Genomic DNA, 18492 nt, shown 5'->3' on the forward strand with positions numbered 1-18492 from the left:
TATGCATTCTTTTTTAGAAAAAGTGCAACAATTAAAACAGCAGTTAAACTGGTCGCTGATTTTTGGTGTGAGCTTTTTTCTATTGGTGATTTTTGCATTAGTAAAAATCACCACAGGCGTCTCAGATTGGTTGGTAGAGAACAAAGACGCGCAAATAAAGCATTTATCAGTTTTAGGGCAGCCCCAATACACTGATGAAAAAGCAATTATTGGTGCAATAAGAAAAGCCGACTTATCGAGTTTTTTTGAATTAGACGTAAAACATGTGCAACGCTTAGTACAAAGCTTGCCTTGGGTTGCTACGGCATCGGTCAGAAAACAATGGCCTGATACCTTGCAGGTATATGTAGTAGAGCACCAAGCTGTAGCGCACTGGAATAGTGATTTACTGTTAAATCAAGCTGGTGAAGTGTTTCAAGCAAGTAGTGACAAATTACCCACTAGCTTGCCTCAACTATATGGCCCAGAAGGCAGTGAAATCGAAGCGTGGACAGCATTTCGTCAATTTCAAGAAATGCTAAAATTGAATAACTTAGAGCTGACCAGTTTAGCGCTTTCTGAGCGCTTTTCGTGGCAGTTATGGCTTGATAACGGCATTCGCCTGAACTTAGGCCGCAAAGAAAAAGCAAAGCGTGTACAGCGTTTTATTGACGTGTATCCGCGCATGGAACAACGTGCAGATGCACAAATCGATGTTGTTGATTTACGGTATGATACCGGCCTTGCAGTGAGCTGGAAGCCATTGCAAGAAGAACAATTAGAAAATAAGAGTAAGGCATGACCAAGTCAGCAGAAAGAAACCTAGTGATTGGATTAGACGTTGGCACATCGAAAGTTGTGGCCACCGTTGGTGAAATCACCGCAGATAATAAACTAAGCATTGTGGGTGTTGGCAGCCAAGTATCGCATGGTATGGATAAAGGTGGCGTTAACGACCTTAACCTTGTTTCTGAGTCGATTCGTCGCGCTATAGACGAAGCTGAGTTGATGGCTGATTGTCGTATCAGCTCTGTTTATTTGGGTATTTCTGGAAAACATATCCAGTGCCAAAACGAAAGCGGTGTCGTTGCGATTAACAACACTGAAGTGACTGACGAAGATATTGAAAATGTGATCCACATTGCTCGTTCGGTCCCTATTTCGGCAGAACGAAAAATGCTGCATGCACTGCCACAAGAGTACAGCATCGATATGCAAGAAGGGATTAAAAACCCATTAGGTATGAGCGGTGTACGTATGGAAGCTCGGGCGCATATCATTACTTGCTCAAACGATATGGCTAAGAATATCGAAAAATGTGTTGAGCGTTGTGGGCTTGAAGTTGATCAGTTGATCTTCACGGCATTGGCATCATGTTATTCAGTATTAACCGACGATGAAAAAGAGCTCGGTGTAGCTGTTCTAGATATTGGTGGTGGTACGATGGATATCACTATTTATATTAATGGTGCGCTTCGCCACTCAGCCGTTATTCCGGTAGCTGGTAACCAAGTGACTGGTGATATTGCAAAAATATTTAGAACTCCTATATCACATGCTGAGTCACTCAAAGTACAATATGCGTGTGCAAGTAGCCAAATGGCAAGCAACGAAGATACGATTGAAGTACCGAGTGTAGGTGGCAGACCTGCGCGTATTATGTCGCGCCATACCTTATCTGAGGTTGTTGAGCCACGTTTTAGAGAGTTATTTGAGCTGGCTATGGAAGAAATACGTCGCTCAGGTTTTGAAGACCAAATTGCTGCAGGTCTCGTCATTACTGGCGGAACAGCAAAAATGGCTGGGGCAATGGAAGTGGCAGAAGACATTTTCCAAATGCCAGTCAGAATTGGCAAGCCGATCGGGATGGTTGGTTTGACAGATTATGTAGATGATCCTTCGTACGCGACCGCGGTTGGTTTGTTACAATACGGCCGTACTATGCAATCGATGAATGCACAAAAATCGAAAGCTGAAGGTGATAATAATTGGTGGAACCGTATTACTAAATGGTTCCAAGGTGAGTTTTAAAACTCAAGTCGGAGAGTAAACATGTTTGATATGATGGAACAGCACAGCGAAGAAGCTGTCATTAAAGTAATTGGCGTGGGCGGTGGCGGCGGTAACGCTGTTGAGCACATGGTAAAACAACAAATTGAAGGCGTACGTTTCATTGCCGCGAATACGGATGCACAAGCATTACGTAATTCATCAGCTGATGTAACTGTACAGCTAGGTACACAAATCACCTCTGGTCTAGGTGCGGGCGCTAACCCAGAAGTGGGCCGTAATTCAGCTGAAGAAGACGCTGAAACTATCCGTGCCAGTCTTGAAGGTGCTGACATGGTGTTCATCGCAGCTGGTATGGGTGGTGGTACCGGTACAGGTGCTGCGCCAGTGGTTGCTAAAATTGCTAAAGAGTTAGGCATTTTAACGGTTGCAGTTGTAACGCGCCCGTTTGACTTTGAAGGTAAAAAGCGTGCTGCAGCTGCTGAACAAGGCATTAATGAATTGTCAGAAACTGTAGATTCACTTATTACAATTCCTAACAACAAATTGCTTAAAGTTTTAGGCAAAGGCACTACACTATTAGATGCCTTCGCAAAAGCGAATGATGTGTTATTTGGTGCGGTACAAGGTATTGCAGAGCTAATCACCCGTTCTGGTCTAATCAACGTGGATTTCGCCGACGTACGTACTGTTATGTCAGCGATGGGTACTGCGATGATGGGTACAGCATCTGCGTCTGGTCCTGACCGTGCTCAAGAAGCGGCAGAAGCTGCTATCTCAAGCCCATTACTTGAAGATGTCGATTTAACAGGTGCTAAAGGTATCCTAGTTAATATCACCGCAGGTATGGATATTGCGATTGAAGAATTTGAAATCGTTGGTAACCACGTTAAAGCACTTGCGTCAGAAAACGCAACAGTGGTTGTAGGTGCGGTAATTGACCCTGAAATGAGCGACGAGTTACGTGTAACGGTTGTTGCAACAGGTTTAGGCGGCGATCGTCGTCCACAGTTTGGTATTGTTGATAATGGCTTTAAGAAAGCATCAGGTTCTGATGTACAAAGCTCAATGAACCAAACAACTAGCAGCATGTATGTACCAAGCTTTGCAAGTCAAGGTAGCAGCGATGATGTAAGCATGTCATCAGCGTCTGAAAAGCAAGAGCCAGTACAACAAAGTACATCGAGCAGCTCAGTATCTAGCAGCACTGAGAGCAGCAAAAAATCTGATAAGTCAGAAGGGGGAGATTATTTCGATATCCCTGCTTTTCTTAGAAAGCAAGCTGACTAAATAGACTTTTACTGGTTATTTTGTTCGATAAATAAACAAATTGGCAGCTGGATGTATTTATGATACAATTCGCCGTCTAACTGTAACTATAAGTGAGCGAACCTATGATTAAACAGCGTACGATTGCAGAAGTAGTCAAAGCCATAGGAATTGGACTTCATAAAGGTGAGAAGGTCACTATTACTCTCCGACCTGCGAGCGCAAATACTGGGATAGTATTTCGTCGCGTAGACCTTGATCCGGTTGTTGATTTTGAAACAACACCAGAAGCCGTTGGTGATACGCAACTGTGTACCTGTTTAACAAACAAAGATGGCGTTCGTTTATCTACGACTGAGCACCTTATTGCGGCGGTAGCGGCAATGGGTATTGATAATCTAATTGTTGAATTAGACAGCTCAGAAGTACCAATCATGGATGGTAGTGCATTACCATTCATCTATTTGTTACAAAAAGGCGGCATTAAAGAAGTAAATGCAGCTAAGCGCTTTATTCGTATTAAAGAAAAAGTACGTATTGAAGAAGGCGATAAATGGGCTGAGATCGAACCATACGATGGTTTCCACATCGATTTTGAAATTGCGTTTGATCACCCAGCAATCAATGAAAGCCGCCAACGTATCGGTTTAGATATCACGGCACAAAGCTTCACTGAAGAAATCAGCCGCGCACGTACTTTCGGCTTTATGAAAGATATCGAGTATATGCACGCTAACAACCTAGCATTAGGTGGTAGCATGGATAACGCAGTTGTATTGGATGAGTTTAAAGTACTAAATCCAAACGGCTTACGTTATAGCGATGAGTTTGTGAAACATAAGATCTTAGACTGTGTGGGCGATATGTTTATGACTGGCCACAACATTCTAGGTAAAATCACGGCTTATAAATCAGGCCATGATTTAAACAATAAACTACTTCGTAAAATTATGGCGACTGAGTCAGCATGGGAATGGGCAACATTCGATACCCCAGTAACGATGCCAGCACCAGGCCTAGAAGTAGCGACAGCCTAATCGCAAGCATATTACAGTTATAAAAAATGACGCTTTAAGCGTCATTTTTTTTGCCAATCATTTATCTAGAACTATAAGCCAAGAATCGCTTCAAGCTCGACCAACTGATTGATTTGATAGGTTGGTTTAATATCTTCTGGTAACTCAACCCCAGGATGTTGCAACCAGCAAGTGTCGATACCGACATTGTGGCCGCCTAAAATATCGCTGGCAGCGGTATCACCAACCATTAAAATCTGCTCTTTTGGCGGATTACCCATGAGTTGAAATGTATGTTGAAAAATTTCTGGGGCAGGCTTTGCTTTACCGACTAATTCTGAAATAACAAGCCAATCGAACATATCCTGTAGACCAGTGTGCTCTAGGCGTTTTTGTTGTAACTTAGCAAATCCATTGGTAATGATGCCTAGCTTGGCGTGTGGTTTTAATTTTGTTAGTAATTCAACGGCACCGGGTAGTGGCACACAAATAGAAGCCATAGCATCTAAGAAGCCATCGTTAAGTGCTTTTGCTGGCACATCGAGTTTATTCGCCCATTCTGTAAAGCGAGTTATCTGCAGCTCACTAGCAGTAATTTCGTGCTTTTGATAAGCAACCCAAAGCGGCTTATTGGCTGCTTGGTAATGATGATAATCTGAATCAGTAAATTCTACGCCGTAATTAGCGAACATCACTTTTAAACCTTCAAATGCATTAAAGCTAAATAGCGTTTCATCGGCATCGAATAATACGTGGCTATACTTCATGGTTATCCTAATTACTGATTGAATAGAGTAGGGTGTAAAAATGGCGCCATTGCCAGTGTCAGCGCTTGTACATAGGTGCTTTCACGCGTAGCAAGGTGATTGGTTAGTAAGCCAATAGCGCCACCTTGTTGTTTAATATTAACGGTATTGAATGCATCATCCATGACATCACCTAGTTCTTTACCAGCTAGCAAGGCATCGTAAAAAGGTTGCGGTAACGGCAGGTTACTACTGCGACCAACGCTAAATTGTTGCGTGTTTGCAATCACCACAAAGGCAAAGGTTGCTGCGCCATAACTAAATTGTTCTGCGCCACCTTCCATTGCTGCATAAAAGTCGGCATCAAAGTGGTTTTGGCAATATTTAACACGGTTTTCAGCGCCAATACGGGTTTCGTCTTCGCCTAGCGGTTGATCTGGAACACCAGAAGGCGCATGTTCGCCTAGGCATTCAATCGTATGGTTTGGAAAGTAAAGACTAAAGACATGTTTAGCTGCGTTAATTTTAACAGGGTTCTTTGAACCGACAATAACACGTAATGTTTGTTTCAAGCCGACGACTCCATTATTTTCGACAGAGTCAGCAGTGTACCCGAGTGAGTTAAATCGGCAAGTCAACCGGGGCTAAATTTTCAAGTGCGCGCTTTTTCAAAATAATATCTTTAATTAACGGCGTTAAAACGAGCTCCATTGCTAAGCCCATTTTGCCTCCAGGCACCACAAGCGTATTAATACGAGACATAAAACTGCCTTCAATCATGCTCAAGTAGTAGGGAAAATCCACGTCATCTATGCCGCGAAAGCGGATAACAACAAAGCTTTCATCTAAAGAAGGAATATCTTTTGCGCTGAATGGGTTTGAGGTATCAACGGTAGGCACTCGCTGGAAGTTAATATGAGTACGCGAAAACTGCGGAGTAATATGGTTTATGTAGTCGTCCATTGAACGCACAATAGAGCCCATTACCGCTTCACGAGAGTGGCCTCGTTCAGAGGTGTCGCGAATGAGCTTTTGGATCCACTCAAGGTTAATAATAGGCACCATGCCAATCAATAAATCAACATGCTTAGCAACATCATGATTTTCATCGACAGCACCACCATGTAGACCTTCATAGAATAAGATATCTGTATTTGATTCTAAATCTTGCCAAGGGGTAAAGGTGCCCGGTAGTTGGTTATAAGGAACCGCTTCGTCGAAAGTATGTAAGTAGCGTCTGATTTTACCTTGTCCGGTTTCGCCATATTGGTAAAAAAGCTCCTCAAGGGCGCCAAAATCGTTAGCTTCTCGGCCAAAGTAGCTAATATGCTTGCCTTCTTGCTGTGCTTCACGGACTTTTTTATCCATTTCTGGACGTGTATAACGATGAAAGCTATCGCCTTCGATGAAGGCTGCATCAATGCTTAAGCTTCTAAAAATGTGCTTAATCGCATTGGTGGTTGTGGTAGTCCCCGCCCCAGATGAACCGGTAATAGCGATGATAGGGTGTTTAGCTGACATAATTATTCTCGTTATTGTTGATACCAGTCGGCTTAAATTGTTAACCATTCTAGCGTGTTAAATGGTCAGTTACTTAGCTCGATTGGTATTATCGTGCATAAAATCAATCAGTAGAAACTGATAAAAAACGAACACGTCCTAGTTATAAAGGTCGAGCATGGTAAGGTCAAGTGACTGGCGGATTAATTAACGCTATCATGGGCTGATAAAAATTAAAACGAGAGAACAACATGAAATTGATTTCGTCTTTACTTTTCGTCGCAGCAGGGACATTTTTTACCAGTCACTTACATGCAGCGATGCCTAAAAGCGAAATATTACTTGCCGAGTTAGACACCCCATATGGTATGCAGGTGTCGCGAGTAACAGATGATAAAGCTTATAATAATCAACCATTTTTAGTTGATACAGGGCTTTACTATACCCATGAGGTTGTTGACGAAAATGGCCAGTCACAAACCGATATTGCGTTTTATAACTTTACATCTAAGAGCAGCGTGAATATCACCAACACGCCTGTCAGTGAATACTCGCCTACGCTGATGCCAAATCAGCAAGCCTTGTCGGCAATCGTGGTCGAAGCAGATGGCAAGCAAAAGTTATGGCAGTATCCATTAGCAGAAGAATCTGTTGCTAGCCGAGTTTTTGAATGGATTGAGCCGGTTGGCTACCACGCTTGGGGCGCTGATGAAGATCTGATTATGTTCATCTTAGGTGAGCCGCATACGTTGCAATACACTCGTGTTGCAGCTGCTAAACCGCGTGTCATTGCCGGTGATATTGGCCGTACTTTAATTTTTGATGAACACACAAACAGTTATTTGTTTAGTTATAACAAAGATAGCCAAAACTGGGTTGCACGCTTTACGCCGCAAACTGAGGAAGTTAATGATTTATTTAGATTACCGGAGTCGGTGCAAGACTTTGCTTTAATTGACAAAGACACTGTAGCCTATGCGGTTAATAACCGAGTTCATAAGCGCAGTTTGACAGAGCCTGAAGTAGTATCACAGTGGCTCGATTTAAGACGCTTTTGTGAAGGTTCAATCTCGCGTTTAAATTACAAACAGAGCAAGCTGGCATTTGTATGTAATAAATGAGTAACGGTTTCAGCCTGATTGCTGTACTGTGGCTAAACTATCCACGTTATATGTAAGGAACGCCTTTGTCTTTTTCTGCCGAGCAAGTGAGTGTACAGCTGGTAAAAGCGGGCTGCCGCAGTAATTTTAAGATTAAGAATATTAACGAATTTATGCCAGCTAGCTCAAAAGAGGCATTTTATGTTCATGAGCAAAGTGGCCAAGCAAAAATCGTTATTAGACCTATTTTTGAAGTATTCAGTGCTGATTTCGAGTCAATAGAGGGCATTACGCGTATCAAAGACTACTTTCACAGTAGTGAAATGACCCGTTTTCCAACGCGCATTTATAAAAGTGCACAGCCCATTCATTATGGTATTGCATTTAAAGTCACCTCACCTGAAGCGGCTGAGCAATTTATAACTAAGTTAACTGCTATTTTAGCGCAATAAAAAAGGGCCACATTGTGGCCCTTTTCGTATTTGCTTTAATTAGCGTTTAAGGAAGCTATTCACCGAGTTTAGCTCACGGTTTTTCAGTGCAATACAATCATTGACGCTTTCTTCTAGCTTACTAAGAGAGCGAGCATAACCTGGTACTTCAGTGATTTTATCGTTGAAGAAGGTTTTGGTTTTCTCTAGGCTTTTCGCATCGCAGCTTGCCGTCGTGAAGAACGGCAAGTTTGGTACGAAGAACGGAGGTAAGTTCTTAGTGATCGCATCGTAATTGTTGTAAATCCATTCAATAAACAGTGCTTCACGCTCTTTACCATAACCCAAACCACCTAAAAGTGTGCGCATATCAGACGCAGTTATTTCATCAGTTAAGCTGTATTCAAGAACCGCTTTTTGTAACTCAGGTTTACCAAAATAACCCATCGCTGCCAGCATTTTAGTACGAACTTGAGGATCTTTGGTGGTTTTAAAGGTTTGCTTGTACTTTTCAAGTAACTTGGCATCACCATGGTAAGCCGCAAGGTTTAAGTAAGTTGATGCTAAATATGGGTCAACATTTTCAGGGTTGCTTAAGTACAACGCCGCTTGCGCTTTTGCTGTATCAATCACTTTTTGATCTTGACCATCAAAACCTAAACGGGCAATAACTTGCGCACGTAATTGCGATACCGCAGCGTCTTCACCTACTTTTGCTGTTAAGCCATACTGCTTCGCCGCAGGTGCAATGCTGTTACGGATAAACTTAGGCCATAGGTCACGGTTGCTGTCGTCTTCGAATACGCGTTTTTGAGCAGCAAGGTAACCTAATGCTGTGTTTGCCACTAATGGGTGAGCATCACTCACAAAAGCTTCTAAAGTTTGCATTAAGTGAGCCGCAGAGATAACACCTGCATCAAGTAATGAATCAACTGCAGAAAGTAGCGCTAAGCGCTCACGCACCGTTAGCTTGTCAGCAGCATTCTCTAATAGAGCATTAAACTGTGCGTCATTTAACACCCAACGGTAATAACCCATAGCCCCTTGATCTGGGTAAATCCACTCAGGTTCAAAGTCGAGAGTCAGTTGCTGTGTTTCTTTATTCAGCAGTACACTTGCGGTTTTAACTTTGTCGCCCGCACCATACTTAATAGAAACCGGAACATTCCAAAGCTGTGCAGGTGCATCAACGCCAGCATTTACAAAGCGGCTTTGGCTGATATTAATTTTCTTACCATCTTGCGTTACTTTAATAAGAGGGAAAGATGATTGTTCGATAAACGATTTCAGAACACTTGCTACATCTTTATTAGAGGCTTCGCCTAATGCTTGCCAAAGATCGGCTGCTTCTGCATTTTTATAAGAGAATTTCTTCAAATAAGCACGAATACCCTGTTGGAATGCCTCTTCGCCTATCCAGTTTTCAACCATAGATAACACCGCGCTGCCTTTACTGTAAGCAAGGCCTAAGCCATCCATGATATCTGCTTCGGTTTTGATGGGCTTACGAATAGGCTTAGTACTTAAACGCGCGTCTAATGCCATTACATAATTTTGTGGTAAGTCTAAGTGTGATTCAAACTCTGGGTTGATTTGCGCAGTGATCTTCGCTGCCATCCAGCTTGCGAACGCTTCGTTTAACCATAAGTCATTCCACCATTTCATGGTAACTAGGTTACCGTACCATTGGTGCGCTAATTCATGGGCAATGATTGATACATTACGCTCTTTTTTACTGCGCGTTGCTGTTGCTAGATCTACCAGTAAAATGTCTTCACGGTAAGTAACTAGACCAGCATTTTCCATCGCGCCAAATGGGAATTCTGGCACTGCCACTGAGTCTAGTTTTTTGTAAACGTAAGGAATGCCAAAATAATCTTCCAGTGCTTTTAACACTCGAGGCATATTTTCTTTTGCGTAGTCAGCAAGATGAATTTTACCTTGTGGAGTCAGAACGCGGCCAGGAATTGGCATGCCTTTAATTTCGAGCTCTTCAAATGGGCCGACAGCCATTGCTACTAAGTAAGAAGGAATCGGTGGTGTTTTGTCGAAAAAGTGCGTTGTCATATCGCCATCAACTTTGGTTTTTAATACCGGTGTATTGGCATACACTTTTTGTGATGTTGGCGCAGTGATTGTTAGTTGAAATGGAATTTTATAACTTGGCTCATCAAAAACAGGGAATGCGCGACGAGCATCACTCATTTCAAATTGTGTGAAAAGATAAGGCGTACCTTGATCTAGAGTTTTATATAAACCAACACTTTGACGGTTGTAAGGTGCTGTAAAATCAACTTTTAATGTGTATTTCCCAGGTTGAATTTTTTCATCACAAGAAAATTTAACTTTACCTGTTTTTAGCATTTCAGCGCTTAGGTCACAGTTTTCTGCACCTAAAATTTTTGCCATGCTAACGGCATAATCAATACCGTTTAATTCGATATAATTTGTCGCTTTTAGAACTTCTAGGGCAATTTCGGTATGACCAGAAAAATTGTCCTTTGCAGGATCAAGCGTAAGTGCTACTTGTTGTGAACTAGGCTTGGCAAGCTTTTCGATAACATATTCATTGGCATGGGCAGAGCTAACAGCAAGTGCAACACTCACCGTTAATAGGCTTTTTAAGAACATAAGTATCCCTGATTTTTTGTTGTTAGAAAGGCACCTGCTATGAGGGGCGAATCACCATGCTATCAGGTTTTAATTTGAACAGTAATAAATAGTTAGTAACAAAGTTTGTCAGCTAATTATGGCGGTCGATGAAACGTTGCCAATGCAGTTGTGGGTTTATTTGTCGCACATTTTGTAGCACGGTATTTAATAACTGCATATCAATAAAGCGTTGCTCATTGTAATCTTTAAAACCAAGTAAGTAGTTAAAGGCGTCTTTACAGTTGGCTTGCAGTGCGTGAATGCGAACTTGTTGTTCAAAGTTAAGTCGTAAGCTACTAATCGCAGTTTTCATACCTTGTTGATCAACACTGGGAATAGCGCATTTTTGTAAATAACCAGCGCGTTCACCTTCACCAGAAAACCAAATACGCACTTTTTCGCTATAGCGACCTGATTTAGCAGGTAAATCAAACATCAGCCGTTGCTGGTTTTGTTCGCTTAAATAGCTTAAGTATTGGTTAAGTCCTGCATCGAGTAATGCATTGTGGATAGGCACATAGCGGGGCTTTATCTTGCCATGAGTATGAAAATCAAAGCAGCGGACACCATCTAGGGTGACAATATTATCAAGGGTTAAATGGCCAATTTCATCACTGTATGCACCGGTGTAGTAGGCAAATAAAGGAAGCCAAAAGTGCCAGTGCTTAGCTTGTTCACGCACCAAACGCTGATCACCGTAAATGTAACCATTATATAGGGTATGTAATTCCATAGCCGAAAAGGGCCTACGGCCAAGATGGGACTTCAACCTAATACCTTGATAATAAAGATGTGTCGAAGAGTATACCTGATAAGTATCAAGTTTCCAGCTTAACGACACTGCTATAAAAGTAGCCGTGTCGTTGTAAGCCTAAGGATTGCTATTAATCACAAAGCGCTTTAGCTAGACCAACCGGTTCGATTTCAACGCAAACTTGATCATCGTTCCAGTTTAAACCCACAAGTGCATCATCTTCGTTAAGGTCTTCAACCCACTCATCAAGAAATTCGTCTAGGCCAATTTCAACGGGCGTATAGTCTTGCCACTCATCTTTACATTGTGCTTTTGCAGCGTCTTCAGTGCCCCAAAGTAATAGCACATCTGTGTCGCTAAATTGGTTTGATTCACAGACAACAAAACCACCATCTTCGGCACCCAGTGCCCACATAGATTCGTTCAAACGAACTTTTTCTACAAAGCTAACTAATTCTGATTCAATTTCGATATCGCTCATTTGCGTAACCCTTATCTTTATATTCGTGGATCTGTTTGTTGTACCGCCGCTTTATCGGCGAATTTATGATAAAAATCAACTAAGTTTTTTAGTTGGCTAAAATCAGTTAATTCACGGAAGCGGATCCAATCTAGCAAGCAGTATAAACTGATGTTGAGGTATTCACAGCTTTTAAATACTGGCTCTGATAAATGACTATTTAAATAGGCTAATGTTTCAACAATTCGTTCATTCTGTAAATTAAAAAATAGTTTGTCGCTGTTGGTATCAAACCCTGAACGCTGACAAAGTAAAATTTCTACCAGTGAATCATTGCAGGCATTGATAATGGTTAAATAGTTCTCTTGCTGCCAGCTAAGTAACGGCTGATCAGCTTTCTCGAGCAAGTAGCGAATAATTGAGTTGGAATCACATAAGGTAAAATCATGGTCGATTAATACAGGAATTTTTCTGGCAGGGTTGTGGGCAATCATGGTTTGTCTGTCTTGCTCAGAGAAAATATCCAAATTAATAAAATCAATAGGTAGGTTATTAAGTGCCGCCCAAATTCGAATACGGCGCACAAAAGGTGATGTGGTCGAGCCTAGTAATTGCATGATGGTATCCTTTGCAAAAAAAAGCCGCTGTGAAGCGGCTTTTTGAAATCAATTTGTAAATTAGTCAGTACGGCTTGTTACTTCGAGAAGGTGATAACCAAACTGGGTTTGCACTGGACCTTGTACTTGGTTAATTGGTGCAGAGAATACGACTTTGTCGAATTCAGGAACCATCATGCCAGGGCCAAACTCACCTAATGCACCGCCATCTTGACCTGATGGGCAATTAGAATGAGCACGAGCAAGTTCTGCAAAGTCAGCTCCTTGCTCAATTTGCTGTTTTAAATCTAAACAGTGAGCTTCACTGTCTACGAGAATGTGTCTTGCACTGGCTACTGCCATAACATCTCCTAATGTGTGTTTTAGTATTAAATTACTAGTTTAGTTCAATATTTACCGAACGAAAAATTAAATTTATTTTGCAGTCAGCTCAGCTTCAATTGCATCGCGTAAAGTCTGCGATTGTGGCTTGGTTTTACTGTTAAAGCGCTGCACTGTCTTACGATCTGCAGACACTAAGTATTTGTAAAAGTTCCAGTTAGGTGAGCTTGTAACTTCGTTTAAATGTTTGAATATGGGGTTTGCATCACTTCCGCGAACGGCACTGGTAGCCAACATATTAAAAGTCACCCCATAATTGATGAAACATACTTTTGCAGTGTCTTTTTCATCGTCTTCTTCTTGGAAAAAGTCATCAGATGGAAAACCCAATACAACTAAGCCCTGGTCTTTGTATTCCTTATGGAGAGCTTCTAAGCCTTCAAATTGACCTGTAAAGCCACAATTACTTGCGGTATTGACGATTAAAAGTGGTTTGTTTTTGAATTCGCAAAAATTAATAGACTCTTTCGAACGCAATTTCCTCATCGTAACATTGGTGAAATCGTCACATTGGCTGCTTGCTTTAGGCGCTTCTGCGGCTTCAGTGGTTTGTGCTGCAAGGTTTGTTGTTATTAGGCCTGCTGCAAGTAACAAGGCATATTTATACATAGTTATTTCCCGCTAGTTATTTGTGTTGAATATACGCTAATATGCGGCAAAGTGATCATTTAATTTCAGCTATTTATGACGATTCGAAAAGCAACACAAAACGATTTAACTGGCATAGTCGCTATTTATAACGAGACCATTCCTGGGCGTATGGTAACCGCAGATACAGAAGAGGTATCGGTTGCAGACAAACAAGCTTGGTTTGAAAGTCACACAGAAAAAAGACCGATCTTTGTTTTTGAGCAACAAGGTAAAGTGCTCGCTTGGTTAAGCTATAAGTCTTTTTATGGCCGCCCAGCCTATGATGGTACTGTTGAAATTAGCATTTATATCACACAACAAGCTCAAGGGCAGGGGCTTGGAAAACAATTGCTTACATTTTCAGAACACCATGCAAAAACGCTCGGCATTAAGGTTTTGTTGGCCTTTATTTTTAGTCATAATCTACCAAGCATAAATCTGTTTAATCGTTTTAATTACAAGGTCTGGGGAGAACTTCCTGAGATTGCGATTATGGATAATAAAGCATACAGTCTGACAATTTTAGGTAAGCGTTTAGACAGTTAATTCGTTAAAAGCTAATAAAAAATGCGGTACAAATTGTGACCCATTGCGATTTTAGGCTACGCTAAAATAGGTATTTATTATTAAGCGAGTCTAGTCTACTGTGCGAAGAATTTTAATTGTTGATAGCAATAGTGTTTTAGCAATGCGGGTCAAGGTTCTACTTGAGCTCATTGGTTGTAGGGTTGAGCTATTACATTTTGCAATGGTCGATGATGCTGTTTTAGAGCAAGACTTTGATCTTGTGGCTGCGTCTCATGGTGTGCCAACCACAGTTATTAAAACGCTAATGGGGGTATTCTCACAAGAGCACTTCTTGCTGTTAGCGCCTAAAGCGCAGCGTAGTGATTTACTTGAACATTTTAGTGAAGTAAATCGCTTGTTACCTAATGCTGTGGTGATTTACCCCTTTTTTGCAAATAAAGAAATTAGCTCTTTATTAGAGGGGGTGCTTGAGTTAGAAAGTAACAATATTCTTCAACTTCCTACAGTACTTCTTGTTGACCATAGCGCAGAACGTTTGGCTCAAGTTGCCCTAAATCTCAAAGGGGCACATATTAAAACTTACACCGCAGATAACACAGCATCAGCTCTGGATGTTTTTAAAGAGCACAATATTGATTTACTCATCAGCGATTTTACTTTTCCTAATGGTACAGGCCTTGAGCTCTTTAATAAGCTCAAAACACATCAGCCAAATAGTCGTTGCTTGCTTTATACCTCAAAGCCTGACCAAGTCTCAATGGTAGCGGCTATTCGCCAAGGGGTGGAAGATGTTCTTATTAAGCCGGTTGATGATAATAGTTTATTGCAATCAGTACATAAACTTTGGCAAACCGAATTATTAAGACGCCACAACACTGAATTAGTTGAGCGTTTGCAAAATACCGTTGATGCACTCATTGAAAAAGGCAGTTTACTCCGGGTCATTTTTAAACATACCCCAGATGCCATTATTTTATTTGAACGCGGTGGTAAGGTTATAGAAACTAACGACGCCTGTGAGCAGCTTTTTGAAAAACCGTTAAAAGAGTTTGAGAATTGCTCGGTATTTGAGTTTTTTGATGTTGCTTCAACTGAGCGAATTAAAGATAAGATCGCGACTTTAAATAAGAACCGTCAGTTTAGTTGTGACTTGCGACTACTCAAGAAAAACGGAAGCGAGGTGCCTTTAGTTGGCTCGTTTAACGAAATTGATCATCATGGTGAAATAGCATTAGCGGTGATCTTTAAAAATGTAACGCACCTTAAAGAGAAAGAAGATTTACTCGTTGAAGCTAAAGACTTACTTGAAGAAGAGGTTAAAGCACGTACCGCACAGCTAGAGCATGCTAAAAATGTTGCTGAAGCAGCAAGCCATAGTAAATCTGAGTTTTTGGCTAATATGTCTCATGAGCTAAGAACCCCCATGCATTCAATTCTTAGCTTTGCTCGGTTTGGGCTTGATAAGGTTGCCAACGACGATTTAAGTAAAGACAAGTTAAACAAATACCTATCGAGAATTGAGCAGAGTGGTGAACGATTATTGTCGCTTCTAAATAACTTGCTCGATCTATCGAAACTTGATGTCGGGAAATTCCCGTTCAATCCTCAAAAGCATAACTTAAGCAATATTATAAAAACTAGTATTGATGATGTGTCAGGCACAGCCCTTGAAAGAAATATAGCAATTCGGCCGATAGGTTTTGAACAAGGTATTGTGCTTGATTGCGACGAAGAACAAGTGAACCAAATTATGCGTAACTTGATAGGTAATGCACTGAAATTTAGTGAACCGAATAGTGAAATTGATATTAGTTTAGCGGTCAATGAGCAGATGGCCGAAATCGCTGTTATTGACCGAGGAATAGGTATTCCTGAACAAGAGCTCGAAAAGATTTTTGCTAAGTTTGAGCAAAGCAGTAAAACCAACAGTGGTGCGGGAGGCACCGGGCTTGGATTAGCTATTTGTCGTGAATTTGTAGCCTTACATCAAGGCACTATTTCGACAAGTAACAATGAGTACGGGGGCGCCACTATTTTGGTGCGGTTACCCTTAGAAATAGACTTGCCGCAACACTTGGCAAACGAGCAGCAATCTATATCGATCAATTAATAAAAGGGAAGAGATAATTATGGCCTTGAAACGTATTTTAGCGGTAGATGATGAACCATTTAATTTAGAGATAATTGAAGAGATCTTAGAGGATCTTGAATTTGAGTTGAAAATGGTTAATAGCGGCCCTGAATGTTTAGAAGTCGTAGAGAAGTTCGACCCACAAGTGATTTTACTTGATGTGAGTATGCCACAAATGAGTGGTTATGACGTATGCCGTAAGCTGAAAGAAAACCCTAATACGCAAAAAATTATTGTGATGTTTGTCTCAGCCAGAGGCACTGTTGAGGAGCGCATGGAAGGCTACTCCGTCGGAGCAGAAGACTACATTGTGAAGCCATTTAGCCATAATGAGCTCAAGCTTAAGCTACAGCATTTAAATCAAGTGCTGATTGAAAAAGAATCGCTAGAACAGCAAGTTGAAGATGCGACTTCAACTGCATTTAATGCTATGGCAAATAGCAGCGAAATGGGTCAAATTGTTAACTATATAGAGCATATAGGCTCGATTGATAATGAACAAGAACTCGGTAGAGCCTTTTTAAATTGCCTAAGCGCATTTGAGTTGCAAAGTAACGTTGAGTTTCGGTTACATAATGAAATATTACATTTTTCGGTGTCGGGTGTGTGTTCGCCAATTGTGATCGAGCTGTTTGAAATGCTGAAAAGTAAAGGGCGTTTGCATGAGTTCTCAAATCGGATTTTAGTTAACTATGAAATGATTAGTTTGCTTATCTTGAACATGCCGGAGCAAGATCCAGATAAACACGGTCGAATTCGAGATCATATTTGCTTTTTAGTGAGTGTTACTGAGCAGCAGCTTAAAGCGATTATTACAAAAAAAGAGCTCCTTGAGCAGCAACAACAATTGAATGATGCCGTGAGTAAGGTGCATAGTAAATTTACTGGCTTGATTGAGCTTTTAAACGAAAACCGTATCAATAATGAAGCGATTTTTAAGCAGCTTCAAGAAGATTTAGAGCAACGTATACCGACCATGGGCTTAGATGAAGATCAAGAGGTGTTTATCTACCAAAAGGTCGACGAAACCATTCAAAACTCAGTGGCCCGTGAAGAGTCGGTTAAAGGCGTAAAAGTGGCTTTTAAAGAGATTGAGAATGACCTATCGCAATTATTAAAACGATAGAGTAAAGCTAGCTATCAAGCATCTCTTGGCAGACCTTTTTCAACAATACGAATTAAGCGCGCAGTTTTACGAAGCTTTAACTGGCGCTTATTTTTTTGTTGAGCAAGTGCCCACTCGATATGCTCTGCGACTAAAGGCGTGGCTGTGGTTAATCTTTGCTCTAAAGCCTTGATTATTTGCTCGTGGTAATCAGCGTTACCCAGTCCTACTGCCAGGTTTCTTAACCAACGCTCGTGGCCAATACGGCGAATAGGGCTGCCTTCGGTATTTTTAAGAAAGGTTGCTTCATCCCATGCAAATAAAGTCAGTAAGTCTTGATCTTTAAGCTGCTTTCTTGGGTGAAAGTCAGCTTCATCGGTGAGCTGACCATAGCGATTCCATGGGCACACTAACTGGCAGTCATCACAGCCATAGACGCGATTACCTAATAGTGGGCGATACTCTTCTGGAATAGCGCCTTGCAACTCAATAGTAAGGTAAGAAATACATTTACGGGCATCAACTACATAAGGCTCGACAATTGCACCAGTTGGGCACAGTGTCATACAGGCAACACATTTACCGCAACCTTCAAAACTATTTTCTTCATCAATAGGCAGCGGTATATCAACAAACAGCTCACCTAAGAAAAACCAAGAGCCAGCTTCTTTATTGATTAATAAACTATGTTTTCCACGCCAACCTAAGCCTGCTTTTTCGGCCAGTTGCCTTTCAAGTACAGGGGCTGAGTCAACAAAAGGACGAAAACCGAGCTGGCCAACTTGCTGCTCTATTTGCTGGCCTAACTTTTTCAAACGGTTACGAATTAACTTGTGATAATCACGACCTAATGCATAGCGACTGATGTACGCTTTGTCGGTTTGTTTAAGGTTTTTAGCAAAACTCGCATCAGGCGGCAGGTAGTTCATTTTTACTGAGATGACTCGCTGCGTGCCAGGGACCAGCTCTGCAGGGCGCGCTCGCTTCATACCATGGGCTGCCATGTATTCCATCTCACCGTGATAGCCTAAATCTAACCAGCGTTGTAGCTGAGCTTCGTGCTTAGTTAGGTCAATATCAGTGATCCCGACTTCTGCAAAGCCAAGGTCTTTACCCCATTGCTTTATTTGCAGTGCGAGTTGTTCATAATCAATAGCGGGTGTTGTCACGGTCAATAAAAAAG

General features: G+C 41.4%; 19 protein-coding genes. 9 read left to right on the forward strand and 10 right to left on the reverse strand.

From position 1 onward, the window contains the following. Position 1 precedes the first annotated feature (1 nt). From EVU92_RS06700 to lpxC, 4 genes are all read left to right on the forward strand, one after another. Complete coding sequence (locus tag EVU92_RS06700) at positions 2-781, forward strand: cell division protein FtsQ/DivIB (RefSeq protein WP_130050553.1); 780 nt, start codon at positions 2-4, stop codon at positions 779-781. Further along, positions 778-2010: a cell division protein FtsA gene (gene ftsA, locus EVU92_RS06705; RefSeq protein WP_130050554.1), complete on the forward strand. Its 1233-nt coding sequence runs from the start codon at positions 778-780 to the stop codon at positions 2008-2010. Before EVU92_RS06700 ends, ftsA begins: the two co-directional genes overlap by 4 nt. Before the next feature lie 21 nt (positions 2011-2031). Next, positions 2032-3279, forward strand: a complete 1248-nt coding sequence (gene ftsZ, locus EVU92_RS06710) for a cell division protein FtsZ (protein ID WP_130050555.1) — start codon at positions 2032-2034, stop codon at positions 3277-3279. A gap of 104 nt (positions 3280-3383) precedes the next feature. Then, positions 3384-4295, forward strand: a complete 912-nt coding sequence (lpxC, locus tag EVU92_RS06715) for a UDP-3-O-acyl-N-acetylglucosamine deacetylase (RefSeq protein WP_036971181.1) — start codon at positions 3384-3386, stop codon at positions 4293-4295. Positions 4296-4366: 71 nt separating this feature from the next. On the opposite strand, the gene yjjG is transcribed toward lpxC, so the two are convergent. From yjjG to EVU92_RS06730, 3 genes are read right to left on the reverse strand one after another with little or no spacing between them, the layout of a single operon-like run. After that, positions 4367-5041, reverse strand: coding sequence for a pyrimidine 5'-nucleotidase (gene yjjG, locus EVU92_RS06720; protein ID WP_130050556.1), 675 nt, complete (start codon positions 5039-5041; stop codon positions 4367-4369). Between the two features lie 11 nt (positions 5042-5052). Next, positions 5053-5592, reverse strand: coding sequence for an inosine/xanthosine triphosphatase (yjjX, locus tag EVU92_RS06725; protein ID WP_130050557.1), 540 nt, complete (start codon positions 5590-5592; stop codon positions 5053-5055). Positions 5593-5641: 49 nt separating this feature from the next. Then, complete coding sequence (locus tag EVU92_RS06730) at positions 5642-6541, reverse strand: phosphoribulokinase (RefSeq protein WP_054561042.1); 900 nt, start codon at positions 6539-6541, stop codon at positions 5642-5644. Between the two features lie 230 nt (positions 6542-6771). Here EVU92_RS06730 and EVU92_RS06735 point away from each other — a divergent pair, with 230 nt between their 5' ends. Then, entirely contained in the window at positions 6772-7641 is an 870-nt protein-coding gene (locus EVU92_RS06735) for a hypothetical protein (RefSeq protein WP_130050558.1), read from the forward strand. 65 nt (positions 7642-7706) lie between these two features. Beyond that, a complete protein-coding gene (locus tag EVU92_RS06740) occupies positions 7707-8072 on the forward strand; it encodes a hypothetical protein (protein WP_130050559.1) in 366 nt (121 codons plus the stop codon). A 39-nt stretch (positions 8073-8111) separates the two neighbouring features. On the opposite strand, the gene EVU92_RS06745 is transcribed toward EVU92_RS06740, so the two are convergent. The 6 genes from EVU92_RS06745 to EVU92_RS06770 all read right to left on the reverse strand — a co-directional run bounded on the left by EVU92_RS06745 (position 8112) and on the right by EVU92_RS06770 (position 13524). After that, complete coding sequence (locus EVU92_RS06745) at positions 8112-10682, reverse strand: M1 family metallopeptidase (RefSeq protein WP_130050560.1); 2571 nt, start codon at positions 10680-10682, stop codon at positions 8112-8114. A gap of 112 nt (positions 10683-10794) precedes the next feature. Continuing rightward, entirely contained in the window at positions 10795-11472 is a 678-nt protein-coding gene (locus tag EVU92_RS06750; protein ID WP_130050561.1) for a hypothetical protein, read from the reverse strand. A 115-nt stretch (positions 11473-11587) separates the two neighbouring features. Further along, positions 11588-11938 carry a DUF2750 domain-containing protein gene (locus EVU92_RS06755; protein ID WP_054552718.1) on the reverse strand — a complete coding sequence of 117 codons (351 nt, stop codon included), beginning with the start codon at positions 11936-11938 and terminating at the stop codon, positions 11588-11590. 17 nt (positions 11939-11955) lie between these two features. Next, positions 11956-12534: a glutathione S-transferase family protein gene (locus EVU92_RS06760; RefSeq protein WP_130050562.1), complete on the reverse strand. Its 579-nt coding sequence runs from the start codon at positions 12532-12534 to the stop codon at positions 11956-11958. Positions 12535-12594: 60 nt separating this feature from the next. Beyond that, positions 12595-12876, reverse strand: coding sequence for a peptidylprolyl isomerase (locus EVU92_RS06765; protein ID WP_054552716.1), 282 nt, complete (start codon positions 12874-12876; stop codon positions 12595-12597). A gap of 72 nt (positions 12877-12948) precedes the next feature. Further along, positions 12949-13524 (reverse strand): glutathione peroxidase, encoded by a 576-nt coding sequence (locus EVU92_RS06770; RefSeq protein WP_130050563.1) that lies wholly within the window; start codon positions 13522-13524, stop codon positions 12949-12951. A gap of 75 nt (positions 13525-13599) precedes the next feature. On the opposite strand from EVU92_RS06770, the gene EVU92_RS06775 reads away from it, so the two are divergent. From EVU92_RS06775 to EVU92_RS06785, 3 genes are all read left to right on the forward strand, one after another. After that, the gene (locus EVU92_RS06775) at positions 13600-14091 is read left to right on the forward strand and encodes a GNAT family N-acetyltransferase (RefSeq protein WP_130050564.1); all 492 of its coding nucleotides are present in this window, start codon (positions 13600-13602) and stop codon (positions 14089-14091) included. A gap of 142 nt (positions 14092-14233) precedes the next feature. After that, entirely contained in the window at positions 14234-16183 is a 1950-nt protein-coding gene (locus tag EVU92_RS06780; protein ID WP_130052239.1) for an ATP-binding protein, read from the forward strand. A gap of 19 nt (positions 16184-16202) precedes the next feature. Then, positions 16203-17330, forward strand: a complete 1128-nt coding sequence (locus EVU92_RS06785; RefSeq protein WP_130050565.1) for a response regulator — start codon at positions 16203-16205, stop codon at positions 17328-17330. A gap of 14 nt (positions 17331-17344) precedes the next feature. On the opposite strand, the gene queG is transcribed toward EVU92_RS06785, so the two are convergent. After that, complete coding sequence (gene queG / locus EVU92_RS06790; RefSeq protein WP_130052240.1) at positions 17345-18478, reverse strand: tRNA epoxyqueuosine(34) reductase QueG; 1134 nt, start codon at positions 18476-18478, stop codon at positions 17345-17347. Positions 18479-18492: the final 14 nt, after the last annotated feature.

The organism is Pseudoalteromonas sp. MEBiC 03485 (genome assembly GCF_004195145.1).
Taxonomy (GTDB): Bacteria; Pseudomonadota; Gammaproteobacteria; order Enterobacterales; family Alteromonadaceae; genus Pseudoalteromonas; species Pseudoalteromonas apostichopi.

Bases quoted from the DNA above. Each gene is read 5' to 3' on its own strand.
- EVU92_RS06745 (WP_130050560.1), bottom strand. From the start codon at position 10,682: ATGTTCTTAAAAAGCCTATTAACGGTGAGTGTTGCACTTGCTGTTAGC.
- ftsZ (WP_130050555.1), top strand. From the start codon at position 2,032: ATGTTTGATATGATGGAACAGCACAGCGAAGAAGCTGTCATTAAAGTA.
- EVU92_RS06700 (WP_130050553.1), top strand. From the start codon at position 2: ATGCATTCTTTTTTAGAAAAAGTGCAACAATTAAAACAGCAGTTAAAC.
- EVU92_RS06785 (WP_130050565.1), top strand. From the start codon at position 16,203: ATGGCCTTGAAACGTATTTTAGCGGTAGATGATGAACCATTTAATTTA.
- EVU92_RS06755 (WP_054552718.1), bottom strand. From the start codon at position 11,938: ATGAGCGATATCGAAATTGAATCAGAATTAGTTAGCTTTGTAGAAAAA.
- lpxC (WP_036971181.1), top strand. From the start codon at position 3,384: ATGATTAAACAGCGTACGATTGCAGAAGTAGTCAAAGCCATAGGAATT.
- EVU92_RS06765 (WP_054552716.1), bottom strand. From the start codon at position 12,876: ATGGCAGTAGCCAGTGCAAGACACATTCTCGTAGACAGTGAAGCTCAC.
- EVU92_RS06730 (WP_054561042.1), bottom strand. From the start codon at position 6,541: ATGTCAGCTAAACACCCTATCATCGCTATTACCGGTTCATCTGGGGCG.
- EVU92_RS06780 (WP_130052239.1), top strand. From the start codon at position 14,234: ATGCGGGTCAAGGTTCTACTTGAGCTCATTGGTTGTAGGGTTGAGCTA.
- EVU92_RS06760 (WP_130050562.1), bottom strand. From the start codon at position 12,534: ATGCAATTACTAGGCTCGACCACATCACCTTTTGTGCGCCGTATTCGA.
- ftsA (WP_130050554.1), top strand. From the start codon at position 778: ATGACCAAGTCAGCAGAAAGAAACCTAGTGATTGGATTAGACGTTGGC.
- EVU92_RS06775 (WP_130050564.1), top strand. From the start codon at position 13,600: ATGACGATTCGAAAAGCAACACAAAACGATTTAACTGGCATAGTCGCT.
- EVU92_RS06735 (WP_130050558.1), top strand. From the start codon at position 6,772: ATGAAATTGATTTCGTCTTTACTTTTCGTCGCAGCAGGGACATTTTTT.
- yjjG (WP_130050556.1), bottom strand. From the start codon at position 5,041: ATGAAGTATAGCCACGTATTATTCGATGCCGATGAAACGCTATTTAGC.
- EVU92_RS06770 (WP_130050563.1), bottom strand. From the start codon at position 13,524: ATGTATAAATATGCCTTGTTACTTGCAGCAGGCCTAATAACAACAAAC.